Origin of the sequence: Microvirga mediterraneensis (assembly GCF_013520865.1) — a bacterium.
GTDB classification, from domain to species: Bacteria; Pseudomonadota; Alphaproteobacteria; order Rhizobiales; family Beijerinckiaceae; genus Microvirga; species Microvirga mediterraneensis.
In genome coordinates this window covers 845796-858867 of the sequence record NZ_JACDXJ010000001.1, presented here as the reverse complement: position 1 = coordinate 858867, position 13072 = coordinate 845796, and the positions used below count along the sequence as shown (strand labels likewise).

General features: G+C 66.5%; 13 protein-coding genes. 3 read left to right on the top strand and 10 right to left on the bottom strand.

Annotation, left to right across the window (positions count from 1 at the left end; translation table 11 throughout):
* Nucleotides 1–12: 12 nt before the first annotated feature.
* Together H0S73_RS04095 and H0S73_RS04090 are read right to left on the bottom strand one after the other, a co-directional pair.
* The gene (locus tag H0S73_RS04095; RefSeq protein WP_181050960.1) at nt 13–561 is read right to left on the bottom strand and encodes a regulatory protein RecX; all 549 of its coding nucleotides are present in this window, start codon (nt 559–561) and stop codon (nt 13–15) included.
* A complete protein-coding gene (locus H0S73_RS04090) occupies nt 558–1310 on the bottom strand; it encodes a phosphatase PAP2 family protein (protein WP_181050959.1) in 753 nt (250 codons plus the stop codon). Before H0S73_RS04090 ends, H0S73_RS04095 begins: the two co-directional genes overlap by 4 nt.
* A gap of 708 nt (nt 1311–2018) precedes the next feature.
* Between H0S73_RS04090 and H0S73_RS04085 the strand changes: the two genes are divergently transcribed.
* From H0S73_RS04085 to H0S73_RS04075, 3 genes are all read left to right on the top strand, one after another.
* On the top strand, nt 2019–3173 hold the full coding sequence (locus tag H0S73_RS04085) for an aminotransferase (protein WP_181050958.1): 1155 nt from the start codon (nt 2019–2021) through the stop codon (nt 3171–3173).
* 98 nt (nt 3174–3271) lie between these two features.
* Nucleotides 3272–4357, top strand: coding sequence for a polyamine ABC transporter substrate-binding protein (locus tag H0S73_RS04080; protein ID WP_181050957.1), 1086 nt, complete (start codon nt 3272–3274; stop codon nt 4355–4357).
* A 91-nt stretch (nt 4358–4448) separates the two neighbouring features.
* Complete coding sequence (locus tag H0S73_RS04075) at nt 4449–5171, top strand: SIMPL domain-containing protein (RefSeq protein WP_181050956.1); 723 nt, start codon at nt 4449–4451, stop codon at nt 5169–5171.
* 22 nt (nt 5172–5193) lie between these two features.
* Here H0S73_RS04075 and H0S73_RS04070 read toward each other — a convergent pair whose 3' ends face one another.
* The 8 genes from H0S73_RS04070 to H0S73_RS04035 all read right to left on the bottom strand — a co-directional run bounded on the left by H0S73_RS04070 (nt 5194) and on the right by H0S73_RS04035 (nt 13016).
* Complete coding sequence (locus tag H0S73_RS04070; RefSeq protein ID WP_181050955.1) at nt 5194–7182, bottom strand: methyl-accepting chemotaxis protein; 1989 nt, start codon at nt 7180–7182, stop codon at nt 5194–5196.
* 95 nt (nt 7183–7277) lie between these two features.
* A complete protein-coding gene (gene ptsN / locus H0S73_RS04065; RefSeq protein ID WP_114943521.1) occupies nt 7278–7736 on the bottom strand; it encodes a PTS IIA-like nitrogen regulatory protein PtsN in 459 nt (152 codons plus the stop codon).
* Between the two features lie 82 nt (nt 7737–7818).
* Nucleotides 7819–8397 carry a ribosome hibernation-promoting factor, HPF/YfiA family gene (gene hpf / locus H0S73_RS04060; protein ID WP_181050954.1) on the bottom strand — a complete coding sequence of 193 codons (579 nt, stop codon included), beginning with the start codon at nt 8395–8397 and terminating at the stop codon, nt 7819–7821.
* Between the two features lie 116 nt (nt 8398–8513).
* Nucleotides 8514–9938 (bottom strand): RNA polymerase factor sigma-54, encoded by a 1425-nt coding sequence (rpoN, locus tag H0S73_RS04055; RefSeq protein ID WP_181050953.1) that lies wholly within the window; start codon nt 9936–9938, stop codon nt 8514–8516.
* Between the two features lie 89 nt (nt 9939–10027).
* The gene (gene lptB / locus H0S73_RS04050) at nt 10028–10891 is read right to left on the bottom strand and encodes an LPS export ABC transporter ATP-binding protein (RefSeq protein WP_181050952.1); all 864 of its coding nucleotides are present in this window, start codon (nt 10889–10891) and stop codon (nt 10028–10030) included.
* A gap of 34 nt (nt 10892–10925) precedes the next feature.
* Entirely contained in the window at nt 10926–11564 is a 639-nt protein-coding gene (locus H0S73_RS04045; protein WP_181050951.1) for an LptA/OstA family protein, read from the bottom strand.
* Nucleotides 11561–12298 (bottom strand): LPS export ABC transporter periplasmic protein LptC, encoded by a 738-nt coding sequence (gene lptC, locus H0S73_RS04040; protein ID WP_181050950.1) that lies wholly within the window; start codon nt 12296–12298, stop codon nt 11561–11563. Before lptC ends, H0S73_RS04045 begins: the two co-directional genes overlap by 4 nt.
* Before the next feature lie 103 nt (nt 12299–12401).
* A complete protein-coding gene (locus tag H0S73_RS04035) occupies nt 12402–13016 on the bottom strand; it encodes a ribonuclease D (RefSeq protein ID WP_181050949.1) in 615 nt (204 codons plus the stop codon).
* Nucleotides 13017–13072: the final 56 nt, after the last annotated feature.

The following is a 13072-nucleotide window of genomic DNA, read 5'->3' as shown; positions in this document are numbered from 1 at the left end:
GAACGCGGGCCGTCAGCCGTCGGGATCGTCGTCCGGATCCCGGTCGATGACGTCCCGGGCCACGTCGAAGCGGAAGCCAGCCCGCGCCATCGCGGCCAGGTCCTTGTCGCGGTAGGGCGCCCGTTCACCGGGCCGGAACGGCCCGAGCTTGCGGCGACGGGCGAAGGCGCGGGCGGCCTGCTCCTCGTCCCCGTCCTCCCCTTCCAGGGCGGCCGCGATGGCCGTGCGGTCGACGCCCTTGGCGGAGAGCTTGGCCTGGATGGCGCGGGCCGAGCCGCCCCGGCGCCGCAGGGTGGCGACCCGGGCTTCCGCATAGCGGGCATCGTCGATGAGGCCGCTGCGGATGCTCTTTTCCACCACTTCGTCGATCATGTCCCGGAACCCGGCCGGATCCTCGCCGCGCAGGCGGCAGCGCTTGTCCACCTTGCGCCGCAGCACGCGGCGCAGGTTCTCGGCCGAGGAAGCATAGCGTTCGAGATAGGCGAGCGCCGCCCGCTGCAGGTAGGCGGGCGTCACCTGCCGCGGCGGCTTGCGGAGGGGCTTGCCGGTCTCGTCCGTCATTCCGGCTTAGCATCGGAGGGCGGCGTGATCTCGCCCGGCTTTTCGACCTGCCCCCGCCGTTGCAGCTGGAGCGCCACGAACCAGCACAGGGACGCCCAGGCGGCGCCGACGGCCCAGCCGGCGAGAACGTCGCTCGGCCAGTGCACGCCGAGATAGACCCGGCTGACGCCGACCAGGAGGGTCGTGATGATCGCCAGGCCCATGATGAAGGTGCTGACGCGCCGGCTCTTCTCCACGCGGGCCAGCAGGGCGCCGAGGGTCAGGTAGGTGATGGCCGACATCATGGCATGGCCGCTCGGAAAGCTCGCGGTGTAAACCCTCGTGGCATGCGGCACGAGATCCGGTCGGGGGCGCTCGAACCCGATTTTCAGGCCGGTGGACAGGAGCGTGCCGCCGACGATGGCGACCAGGACAAGGAGGGCCGCGCCACGTTTGCCGGCCATGAGCAGATAGATGACCGCCGCCAGGGTGATCAGCGTCAGGATCGCATAGCCGCCGAGGCCGGTGAAGTCCCTGGCCGATTCCTCGAGCCAGGAGGGCCCGAGCGGATTGGCCGGGTTCTGCGGATCGCGCAGGGCCAGCAGGAGGCGGCTGTCGAGGGCATGGGTTTCCCCTTCCCGCACCTCGTCGGCGAGCGCGATGAACGCCCAGGCGAAGAAGCCGCAGGCGGACAGCGACAGAAGCGGGCCGACTTCATTGAGGCGCAGGCGAAGCCACAGGCGCGTGGCGGGGGCGAGAAGCGTGTTCATGGCTCCTGAAATAGGAAGTTTCGAAGCGTCTGGCGGGGGGTAGGCCATGGACGGCGCGACGAGCCGTGGCTTCAGGATCGCAAGAGCCATTTTCCACGTGGTGGCCGTTCTTGTGCCACCCTCCCCCTCATGGCCGGCACAAGGCCGGCCATCCCCGTCTTTCCGTGCCAACACCCTCCGGCCTCATCCTGAGGCGCCACGCCGTGGCGCCGCGAAGGAGGATCCAGAGAGCACTGGAGGCGCCCTGATCCTTCGAGACGCCGCTGCGCTGCTCCTCAGGATGAGGGCGGAGAAAGTCATCGGGGCAACGTTATGTTCTCATTTTGTTCTTGACAGGGCGGATAACCTTGGCTATATCGTTGCCCTAGATCTGCTCTGACGAGGGGCGCGCTCGCGAGGCGTCGCAAGAGTGAGAGCAGGCACGGTCCCGCCGCAGGCCTCGCACGCCTGTGGTCGCGGGAGGTCGACCTTGGGGGCTCCCCAGCTGGTCCACCTGAAAAGAACCGTGCGTGACGAGCAGTTCGGCTCTTCCATCAACACACACGAGCGAGCCGGGCTGCCCGACGCGCCACCCTCGAACCCGAAAGGCTCGCAGCGCAAGCTGCGGGCCCCACGGTGCTGGTCGGTAGAGAATGCCGGTTCGATCTTCGCCCGCTCCGTGATACGAAACACCTCGACGCTAGGGAAATCCACCAACGAGAGAGCGGCATGAATCGACTGTTCGCCAACCTGCCCACCACCGTTTTCGAAGTCATGTCGAGCCTTGCCCGGGAGACCGGGGCGATCAATCTCGGTCAGGGCTTTCCGGACGACCCCGGCCCCGAGGACGTGCGGCGGGCGGCGGCGGATGCGGTGCTGAACGGCTACAACCAGTACCCGTCGATGATGGGCATCCCTGAGCTGCGCACGGCCATCGCGGCCCATTACAAGCATTGGCAGGGCGTCGATCTCGACGCGAACTCCGAGGTCATGGTGACGTCCGGCGCGACGGAGGCGCTCGCAGGCGCGATCCTCGGTATCGTGGAGCCGGGCGACGAGGTGGTGCTGTTCGAGCCCATGTACGACGCCTATCTGCCGCTCGTGCGGCTGGCCGGCGGCGTGCCGAAATTCGTCACCCTGCAGCCGCCCCATTTCCGCCTGACCGAAGAGGCGCTGGCGAAGGCCTTCTCGCCCAAGACCAAGGCCGTGGTGTTCAACAACCCGCTCAACCCGACCGCGACCGTGTTCTCGAACGAGGATCTGAACCTGCTTGCGGAATTCTGCCGGAAGTTCGACGCCATCGCGATCTCGGACGAGGTCTGGGAGCACGTGGTCTTCGACGGCCGCAGGCACCAGCCGGTTCTGGGGCTGGAGGGCATGCGCGACCGCTCTGTGAAGATCGGCTCGGCCGGAAAGATCTTCAGCCTCACGGGCTGGAAGGTCGGATTCGTGGCCGCCGCGCCGCACATCATGAAGGTGCTGGCGAAATCGCACCAGTTCCTCGCCTTCACCACGGCGCCGAACCTGCAGGCCGCGGTGGCCTATGGGCTCGCCAAGGACGACAGCTATTTCGAGGGCATGCGGACGAATTTCGCCCGCAGCCGCGACCGCTTCACCGAAGGTTTGCGGACCCTGGGCTTCGACGTGATCCCGAGCCAGGGCACCTATTTCGTCAACATCGACATCGCGCCCCTAGGCGAGACCGACGACGTCGCCTTCTGCCGCCGCCTCGTCATGGAGCACGGCGTCGCGGCGATCCCGGTCTCGGCCTTCTATGCCGAGGGCGCGGTGAAGAACGTGGTGCGCTTCTGCTTCGCCAAGAAGGATTCGACCCTCGATGCCGGGCTGGAGCGGCTCGCGAAGGCGATCAAAAAGGCGGCCTGAAAATCCATGTGGCCTGTCAACAACTTGGACATTGTTTCTTGCTCGAGAATTTCCTAGCCTGCCCCCGTTCACACTTAACTTGAGGAGTGCCGCCCTAAATGTTCCGTCTTCTCGCTTCGGTTGCCCTAGGCCTCGGCCTTGTCACCGCCGCCGCCGCCCAGGAGCGCGTGGTCAACGTCTATAACTGGTCCGATTACGTGGACCCGAAGGCGCTGGACGAGTTTACGAAACAGACCGGCATCAAGGTGGTCTACGACACCTACGACAACAACGAGATCGTCGAGACCAAGCTTCTGGCCGGCAAGTCTGGCTACGACATCGTCGTGCCCTCGGGCCCGTTCCTGCAGCGGCTGATCGGCGCCAAGGTGTTCCAGAAGCTCGACAAGGCGAAGCTGCCGAACCTCGCCAATCAATGGCCGGAGGTGACGCAGCGTCTCGCCGTGTTCGATCCGGGCAACCAATATGCCGTCAACTACATGTGGGGCACCACCGGCATCGGCCTCAACGTGAAGAAGGTGAAGGAGATCCTCGGCGACATGCCGCTCAACACCTGGGACCTGGTGCTGAAGCCGGAGGTCGCCTCCAAGCTGAAGGCCTGCGGCATCTACATGCTCGACAGCCCCGAGGACCTCTTCCCCGGCGTGCTGGCCTATCTCGGCCTCAATCCGGATTCCAAGCGCACGGAGGACCTGAACAAGGCGGGCGACGCCCTGTTCCGCGTCCGCGGCAACATCCAGAAGTTCCACTCGTCCGAATACATCAACGCGCTCGCCAACGGCGACATCTGCGTGGCGGTGGGCTATTCGGGCGACATGATCCAGGCCAAGAACCGCGCCGCGGAAGCCAAGAACGGCGTCGAGGTCGGCTACGTCATCCCGCGCGAGGGCGCCCTGATGTGGTTCGACAGCTTCGCGGTCCCGGCGGATGCCAAGAACGTGGCCGAGGCGCACGAATTCATCAATTTCATGATGAAGCCCGAGATCGCCGCCATGAACTCGAACTTCGTGTCCTACGCGTCCGGCAACCTCGCGGCCAAGCAGCATATCGACAAGGCGATCCTCGACAATCCCGGCATCTATCCGGACGAGGCCACCATGAAGCGCCTCTTCACCAACACGGCCTATGACGAGCGCTCGCAGCGCACCGTCACCCGCCTCTGGACCAAGGTGAAGACCGGCCGTTAATCCGCCGCTCAGGTTCGCCCGGGCATTGTCCCGCAGCCCTCGAAGCCTCGCCCATGGGCGGGGCTTTTCCATTGAAGAAGGACTTTCCGTCATGCGCCTTGCCGCCGTCGCCGCCCTTGCGGCCTTGAGCCTCGCCGCCCCGGCGCTCGCCCAGACGCCCACGCCGCGCCAGCCGACGATCAGCGTCATGGGAACGGGCGAGGCGGAGCTGAAGCCGGACTTCGCCCGCATCCACGTGACGGTGGCAACCCAGGCCGACACCGTCGCGCAGGCCACCTCCGCCAACAACAATGCGACGGAGCGGGTCCTCGCCCGCATCCAGGGGCTCGGCATCAAGCGGGAGGACATCCGGACCGCGAACTTCCAGGTCTTCCAGACGCCGCAGCAGGTCGGCCCGGACGGCAAAGAGGCGAAGACGCCGAAATTCTCGGCCAACCATCAGCTGCGGATCACCACCCGCGATCTCGACGGCGTCGGGCGCCTCGCCGGCGAGATCCTGGCCAGCGGCGACATGACCTTCCAGGCCGTCACCTTCGGCCTCGACAGGCAGGAAGAAGGCGGAGACAAGGCCCGCGAAGCCGCCGTGCGCGATGCCCGCCGCCAGGCGGAGGTCTATGCCACCGCCGCCGGTGTTTCGCTGGGCCGCCTGCTGGAGATCCGGGACGGCTCCGCCCAGCCCTTCGAGCCGCAGCCCGACATGCGCATGTCCATGGCGATGGCCAAGGGCGCCGAATCGGTCCCGATCGTGCCGCCGGCGACCATCCGCTACACGGCTAATGTCCAGCTCGTCTGGGAAATGGCCGGGAAGCCCTGAGGATCCCGGCCGCTCCGGAGGCTCACGCCGCCCTGACGCTCTGCAGGAACTGGCCGATCTCGGCGCCGAGGCGCTGGGCCTGGCTCTCCAGCAGGACCGACAGGTCGGCCACGCCCCTGGCGGCTTCGAGCGACTGGGAGGCGACCCCCTGCGTGGTCTCGATGGCGGAGGTGCCGGCCTGGGCTTCGGTGGACACCTGGGCCACGGATCGGGCGATCTCGGACACTGCCGCCGTCTGCTGGCCGACGGTTCCGGCCACCGTGGACACGACCCCGGCCAGATCCTCGACGGAGGCCTGCACGGTGCCGAGCGCCACCAGGGTCTCGCGCGAGGCCGCCTGGACGGCCTCGATCTGCCGGGCGATCTCCTCGGTGGCCCGGGCCGTCTGGCCGGCGAGGTCCTTCACCTCCGATGCCACCACGGCGAAGCCCTTGCCGGCCTCGCCGGCCCGGGCCGCCTCGATGGTGGCGTTCAGCGCCAGCAGGTTGGTCTGCGCCGCGATGGAGCGGATGAGGTTCGCCACCTCGCCGATCTGCGAGGTCGCCGTCGACAGGACCGACATGCTGCCGGACGCGCCGCGCGCTTCCGCCACCGCACGCTCGGAGGCCAGCGCGGAGGCATTGGTTTGGGCCGCCACCTCGGCGAGGGACGCGTCGAGCTCGTCGGCCGCGCTCGCCACGGCCGACATGTTCTGCGCCGTGCGGGTGGATGCGGCGCCCGCGATCTCGGCCTGCCGGGTGACGTGATTGGCCGATCCCTCCAGCTGCCCGGAAGCCCTGGCGAGGTCGCCCGTGACCTGCCGGACCTCCGCGAGGATCTGCTCGACCGAAGCGTCGAAGGCCATGACCGCATCGGAGATCCGCTGAGCCCGCTCGGCATCGACGGCCGCCATGCCCTCGCGCTCCTGCGTCAGCCGCTCGCGTTCGCGGGCATTGTCACGGAAGACCAGGACCGTGCGGGCCATGGCGCCGATCTCGTCGGTGGCGTCGGTGGACGGAATCTCGCTCGCCGCGTCGCCGTCCGCCAGCCGCCGCATGGCCTGCTGAAGACGGGTCAGGGGCAGGGAGATCGAGCGGCCGACGAGGACATTGAGCACGAGGCCGAACAGCAGGGTGGCGGCCATCGCCCAGAGAATCAACGTGAAGGTGCGGCTCTGCGAGGCGGTGAGCTGCTCCTCGGTCTTGTGCGCCTCGGTCCGGACCTTGGTCAGGAGCTGGTCGAGAACCGGGACGAGCAGGTCGAACTGGCCCATCAGCTTCTCACCCTGGCCGGACACCTGCTGCTCCAGCTCGCTCCAGGCGTGGAAGGCCTCCTGGAACGTGACGCTGGCGGATTCGATCGCCGCCTTGTCCTTCGGGTCGCCGGAGAACTGGGCCAGCGCGCGGGTGAACCGCCCCTGCTCCACCTCGAAGGCCCCCAGGATGCTCTCCTCCAGCAGGATCCGGGCGCGGGCCTCCTGGTTGAACATGCCGAGCATGGCCGCCCAGATGCGCCAGGTGATCGTCTCGCCGCTGCCCGTGAGGGGGCGCACCAGCTTCTCCAGATTCGCCTCGGCCCTGAGAAGGCGTCCCTGGGCCCCCTCGTCCGGCTTGATGCCGATCGCCACATAAAGCTTGTTGAGGGCGGTGCCCTGGCCGATCAGGGCCGTCGAATGCCGCTTCAGGGCCGCGATCTCGGGCTCGATCAGACCGGCTCCGGCGGCGGCGCTCATCTCGTCGAGCTGACCGGCAAGAGCCTTGTGCTGCTCCATGAAAGCCTGGCCGTGATGCCCAAGGCGGCTGGCCGTCCATTCTCCGGCCGTGACCTTCAGGGCATCGGCCCTGCCCCGGAACAGATTGGCCTTTTCGGCCAGGGCGGAATAGGTCTGCTGCGCCGAGAGCGCCTGATCGACCTCGTGGCGGCCAGCCTGAAACACCGCGCCGATGACCGCGAAGCCGAGCACCATGACGCCACTCAACGTGGCGACACGCACCCGCACCGACGGCCGCCTCAAACGAGCAAGAGACGACATTCCCCCGAATCCCTCTTTAGGACTTTGCGGCAGGATTGCGGCGTACGGGTTAAAGAGAGATTTACGTTAGGTTAGAAATCCGCTTGCGGCTCACCTCAAGCGGCCTTCGGCAGTTCCGTCATGATGGCATAGAGCGCCGTGGCGTCCCGGGTGGCCCTGACCCGTTCGATCAGTCCGGGCTCGCGCAGGACCCGGGCCACTCGCGCCAGGGCCTTCAGGTGGTCGGCTCCAGCTCCTTCGGGAGCCAGGAGCAGGAAGAGCACGTCGACCGGCTGGCCGTCGAGAGCCTCGAAATCGACAGGTTTCTCAAGCCGCGCCACTAGGCCGAAGATGCGGGTCAGGCCCGGCAGCTTGCCGTGCGGAATGGCGATGCCCTCGCCGATCCCGGTCGAGCCGAGACGCTCGCGCTGCAGGAGAGCTTCGTAGATGGCGTCGTCAGTGAGACCCGTGAGGAGGGCCGCCTGGGAGGCCAGTTCCTGAAGGGCCTGCTTTTTGCCGTTGACGCGCAAGGCGGGCAGAACGGCCCGAGGGTCTAGAAAATCCAGCAAAGGCATGATCACGCTGCATTATGATGTGAAGCCTGGAAGGCCTCTCACCGTTCCACGCAAGAACCGGGCCAAGAAGAGGTAGCTCTCCTCAAGGCTGTGGGAGCGGCGGATCGACCCAACCGATCGCTCCGTCGCCGCGGCGGTATACGACGTTCGTGCGGCCGGTGCTAGCATGGATGAACACGAGGGCGGCCGCCCCGGTGAGATCGAGCTGCATCACAGCGTCGCTGACAGAGAGCTTGTGAAGGGGCTTCGTGGTCTCGGCCACGACGATCGGATGATAGGCTTCCTCTTCCATCGCCTCGTCGCCGGGAGCCTCCAGGACGGAATAGGCCATTTCGAGGCCGTTGCCCGGCCGTCCGGTCGATGGGCCGGAGCGCCCCTTGAGCCGCTGCTTGTAGCGGCGCAGGCGATTCTCGAGCCGGCCGGCCGTCTGATCGAAGCTGGCATAGGCGTCCTGGGCGGCCCCGGAGGCCTCCAGGGTCATGCCCGAGGTCAGGTGGAGCACGCAATCGGTCCGGTAGCCGGTGCCATCGCGGGTGACGGTCACATGACCGGAATAGCCGCCGTCGAAATATTTCGACAGCGCACCGGCCACCCGGTCCAGGACTTGAGATCGAAGGGCCTCGCCGATATCGAGATTTTTCCCCGACACCCTCAATGTCATCGCGTTCTCCTCCTCTTGCGCCGTCGCTTCGCTGCGATCCTTTATGTGGCGCTTGGAGCCGATGATGATCCGAATGGGCCCCAATGCAAGCCTTGAAATGTCGGGAAACCGACAGGTCAGGCCTTGATTCGGTACTTTCGGCGCCGATCCGCCGAAGAGGGGATGCGAAGGGCCTCCCGGTATTTAGCGACCGTGCGCCGGGCTACCTGGACCCCATCCGATTTCAACTTCTGGGCAATTGCCTCATCAGAGAGCACATCGTCGGGTTTTTCCGCCGCGATCAGCTGCCTGATTCGATAACTGACCGCCTTGGCCGAATGCTCACCCTCCCCGGTGGCGGCACTGAAGAAGAACTTCATCGGATGAGTGCCGCGCTCGGTTCCGATCGCCTTGTTCGCCGCCACCCGTGAAACGGTGGATTCGTGCATGCCGATGGCCTCCGCCACGCTCCTGAGCGTCATGGGGCGCAGGGCCGACACACCCCGCCGGAAGAACTCCTCCTGCTGGCTGACGATCTCGGCGGCGACTTTCAGGATCGTCCTGGCCCGCTGGTCCAGGCTGCGGGTCAGCCAGCTCGCGGTCTGCAGGCAGTCCGACAGGAAGCTCCTGTCCTCGTCCCTGCGCACCACCTTGGCGACCTCGGTGTAATAGGAGCGGTTGAGCAGGATGCGAGGCAAGGTGTCCGGGTTGAGTTCGACGTGAAAACTGCCGTCCGGGGCGGTGCGCACCAGGATATCGGGCACGAGCACGTCGACGGAAGCGGGCGTGAAGGCCAGCCCCGGCTTGGGTTCAAGGCGGCGGATTTCGGCCAGCATGTCGGCGAGATCCTCCTGATCGACGCCGCAGACCTTTCTCAGGGCTGCGAAATCCTGTCGGGCGACGAGGTGGAGGTGGGACAGGAGGGCCTGCATGGCCGGATCGAGCCGATCGCGCTCGCGCAGCTGAATGGCGAGGCATTCGGCCAGATTGCGGGCACCGACGCCGGACGGTTCGAAGCCCTGGATCAGTCTCAGGGCGCTCTCGGCCTCGCCGGGCGTGACCCCGAGCCGGGCCGCCAGCTCGGCCAGATCCTCCACGAGGTATCCCGTCTCGTCGAGTGCATGGATCAGGTGCTCGCCGAGCAGGCGCAGCTTCGGATCGGCGGTAGCGAGATCGAGCTGCGCTTCCAGATGCTCGCTCAGGCTCACCGCCTGGGCGAGCCTGTCGCCCATCTCGGGCTTGAGCTCGCTGTGTCCAGCGCCCGCCGCCTGCCCGGTCGCCGCTTGGCCCGGATCGGTCCGGGACGGAGGCGGACCGGGGATCGCCCGGGGCCCGGCGGCTTCAGCCTTCTGCTTGGCGCGCAGGAAATCGGCAAGGCTCGGGACCGGCGCATCGGCCGGAACCTCCCCTTCCTGCAGGAGGGGATTGCGCTCGAGTTCCGCTTCCACAAAGGCCGCGAGCTCCGCATGGGAGAGCTGCAGCAGCTTGATGGATTGAACGAGCTGGGGGGTCATGGTCAGGGACTGGCCCTGGCGCAGCTCCAGCCGCTGCATCGTGTTCATGAACGCACCCGAGGAACCGTCAGGCATGCTTCTTGCATGCCTGACGGTTTTACCGCTTGCGTTCCCTTGACGTCAAAGAGGAATCCGCCTCAGAGGCGGAAATCCTCGCCCAGATACAAGCGGCGCACCTCTTCGTTCGACACGATGGCGTCGGGGGTGCCCTCGGTCAGAACGCGGCCGGAATGGATGATGTAGGCGCGGTCGATGAGGCCGAGGGTTTCGCGGACATTGTGGTCCGTGATGAGCACGCCGATGCCGCGCCGGGTCAGGTGCCGCACGAGGTTCTGGATGTCTCCCACCGCGATGGGATCGATGCCCGCGAAGGGCTCGTCGAGGAGCATGAAGGTCGGCTCGCCCGCCAGCGCCCGAGCGATCTCGCAGCGCCGCCGCTCGCCGCCCGAGAGGGCGATGGAGGGCGACTTGCGCAGGCGCGTGATGTTGAACTCGTCGAGGAGCGCATCGAGCTTGCGCTCGCGCTCCTTGCGGCTCGGCTCGACGATCTCGAGCACCGCCCGGATGTTGTCCTCCACGTTGAGGCCGCGGAAGATCGAGGCCTCCTGCGGGAGATATCCGATGCCCAGGCGGGCGCGGCGATACATGGGCAGGCCGGTCACTTCATGGCCGTCCAGGCTGATGACGCCGCGATCGGCGGCCACGAGCCCGGTGATCATGTAGAAGATGGTGGTCTTGCCCGCGCCGTTGGGGCCGAGCAGGCCGACCGCCTCGCCCGCGCGCACGTTCAGGCCCGCATCCTGCACCACGGTGCGGCCGCGATAGCTCTTCTGCAGGCCTTTGACGGCCAGGATTCCCGGGCCGCCGAATACGGCCTCGCTGTCCGGGCGGTGAAAGACATGCGGGTTCGCCCCAACGGAACGGGGTTCCAGGAGGCTCACATCGGAAGGACCGGATTGAGAACGGTTGAAAAGCGGTTTCACGGGCTCATCGTCGATCATGAAAAAGGAAAAAAGCGGGAGAGCGCCTCCCGCCCTAGTTCGTGGCCGGCCTCTGCTGCGGCTTCGGCTTGGCCCCGCCCGCGGCAGGCGCTCCGCCGGCGCCGGTCGGTGCAGGCCCGCCCTGGCCGGGCACGAAGAGCGCCCTCACCCGGCCGCCGGGCGTCGTCTCGATATTCGCCACGCCGGTATTGATGTCGTAGAGCACCCGCTCGCCCTTGGTGACGTTCGGACCGTCGCTCAGGGTCGCGTTGCCGGTCAGCATGATCTTGTTGGAGCCCCGGTCGAAGGTGGCATGCTCGCCCGTTGCGACCTGGGTGCGCGACACGATGGTGACCGGCCCCTTGCAGTCGATCTTTTTGATGGCGCTGTCGTCGGTCGCCTGCGCGGCCGCCGCCTGCGCGCCGTTCTGGTCCCGCTGCTCGTAGAACACGGTCATGATCGTGCACTTCATGGTGCTCTCGCCCTGAACCGCCACCACTTCACCGGTAAAGACCGCGCGGCCTTCCTTGTCGAAGACGTCGAGCTTGTTGGCGTCGATCTTGATGGGCTCCTTGCTCGAGCCGAAATTGCCGAATCCCACGGCCCGCTCCTTGCCGGCCTGGGCAAAGGCCACGTCGATGGGAGTCGGGGAGAGGAGCGCGAGGGCCAGGGCGGCGCGGGTGAAACTCATCATGGACGAATACTTGTCTGTTGGGGTGCAGGCGCCGTGGAGCCCGTGCCGGCAGCTTCAGGGGTGGATGGGGTGGAGCCCGAGGGCTGTATGACGGTGCGGACGCGGCCCGTGAAGCTCATGACCTTGCCGTTATCCGCGACGTCGAGCCCCTCCGCCTCGATGGTGCCGCTGCCGAAGGACACGGTGACCGGGTCATTTGACACAACGGAACCGGCCTTGAACTTCACGAAGGCGGTGCGGAGCCTGACCTCGTGGCCGGCATCCGTGGTGACCACGATGTTCTCGCGCAGCCTCATCTGTTCTTTCTTGGTGTCGAGGATGCCGGAATCGGCTTGGAGCCTCGCGACGCTGCCGCGCTCGTCGGTCACGATGCGCGCCCTGAGATCCTTGAGCTGCACGAGATCGGGCTTGCGCACATCCTGCGTGGCGGCACTGGCCGTCACCTCGTAGGGGCGGTTGTCGTTCTTGAACCCGGTCAGCCTCGGGCTTTCCATGGTGACGTTCGTGCCGCTCACCCCGATGGAGCCGAAGCTCAGGTTCTCGATCTGCTTGAAGGGATTGTAATAGGCCACGAAGCCGACGGCGGCCATGCCGAGCAGGGAGCCGAAGGGAATCGCCACCTTGGCGAAGCGGACCCACCGGGAATGGCGACGGGCCTTGTTGAAGGCGCGCGACCGTACAGCCGACCTCAAGGCCGGGCCATCACGCATCGTGGTGCCCTGAATTCCCGTCACTTCGTCAACCCCTTCCGCCACATTGTCGGCATGGCGCCATGCCGGGGAGACATGGCGATGTTATGACGGATATGGGTTTTATGCGGGAAAGTTTAAGCCGGCGTCAAGAATGGGCGAAAATATCCGTCTCCGGCCACCCGAGAAGGTCCAGCTGGGCGCGGGTCGGCAGGAAGCTGAAGCATTGATGAGCAATGCCGAGCCTGTTCTCCCGCTCCAGCAGAACGTCGAGCTTGTCCTTCAGGGCATGGAGGTGCAGCACGTCGGACGCCGCGTAATCGAGCTGGGCGGCGGTCAGGGTGTCGGCGCCCCAATCGGAGGATTGCTGCTGCTTCGACAGCTCCACCCCGAGCTGCTCGCGCACCAGCTCCTTGAGTCCATGGCGGTCGGTATAAGTGCGCACGAGCCGCGAGGCGACCTTGGTGCAATAGATCGGGCGCGGCATGATGCCGAAGGTGTGGAAGATGACCGCGAGATCGAAGCGGGCATAATGGAAGATCTTGAGCACGCTCTCGTCGGAGAGCACCCGGATCAGGTTCTCCGGCAAGGGCCCGTCCTTCAGGATCTGCACCACATCCGCCGTACCGTCCCCGGTCGAGATCTGCACCACGCACAGGCGGTCGCGATGCGGATTGAGACCGAGGGTCTCGGTGTCGATGGCGATCGCCGGGCCGGGCTTGTAGCCGGCGGGCAGGTCCCCGCGATGGAAGCGTACTGTCATGGCCTATCCAAAAAGTCAGAAACTGCCTCTAACTCTTCTCGGCGCCGGCTTCAACG

Excerpts from the sequence above, each read along its gene's own strand:
- H0S73_RS04095 (WP_181050960.1), bottom strand. The coding sequence starts at position 561 with ATGACGGACGAGACCGGCAAGCCCCTCCGCAAGCCGCCGCGGCAGGTG.
- H0S73_RS04090 (WP_181050959.1), bottom strand. The coding sequence starts at position 1,310 with ATGAACACGCTTCTCGCCCCCGCCACGCGCCTGTGGCTTCGCCTGCGC.
- H0S73_RS04085 (WP_181050958.1), top strand. The coding sequence starts at position 2,019 with ATGAATCGACTGTTCGCCAACCTGCCCACCACCGTTTTCGAAGTCATG.
- H0S73_RS04080 (WP_181050957.1), top strand. The coding sequence starts at position 3,272 with ATGTTCCGTCTTCTCGCTTCGGTTGCCCTAGGCCTCGGCCTTGTCACC.
- H0S73_RS04075 (WP_181050956.1), top strand. The coding sequence starts at position 4,449 with ATGCGCCTTGCCGCCGTCGCCGCCCTTGCGGCCTTGAGCCTCGCCGCC.
- H0S73_RS04070 (WP_181050955.1), bottom strand. The coding sequence starts at position 7,182 with ATGTCGTCTCTTGCTCGTTTGAGGCGGCCGTCGGTGCGGGTGCGTGTC.
- ptsN (WP_114943521.1), bottom strand. The coding sequence starts at position 7,736 with ATGCCTTTGCTGGATTTTCTAGACCCTCGGGCCGTTCTGCCCGCCTTG.
- hpf (WP_181050954.1), bottom strand. The coding sequence starts at position 8,397 with ATGACATTGAGGGTGTCGGGGAAAAATCTCGATATCGGCGAGGCCCTT.
- rpoN (WP_181050953.1), bottom strand. The coding sequence starts at position 9,938 with ATGAACACGATGCAGCGGCTGGAGCTGCGCCAGGGCCAGTCCCTGACC.
- lptB (WP_181050952.1), bottom strand. The coding sequence starts at position 10,891 with ATGATCGACGATGAGCCCGTGAAACCGCTTTTCAACCGTTCTCAATCC.
- H0S73_RS04045 (WP_181050951.1), bottom strand. The coding sequence starts at position 11,564 with ATGATGAGTTTCACCCGCGCCGCCCTGGCCCTCGCGCTCCTCTCCCCG.
- H0S73_RS04035 (WP_181050949.1), bottom strand. The coding sequence starts at position 13,016 with ATGACAGTACGCTTCCATCGCGGGGACCTGCCCGCCGGCTACAAGCCC.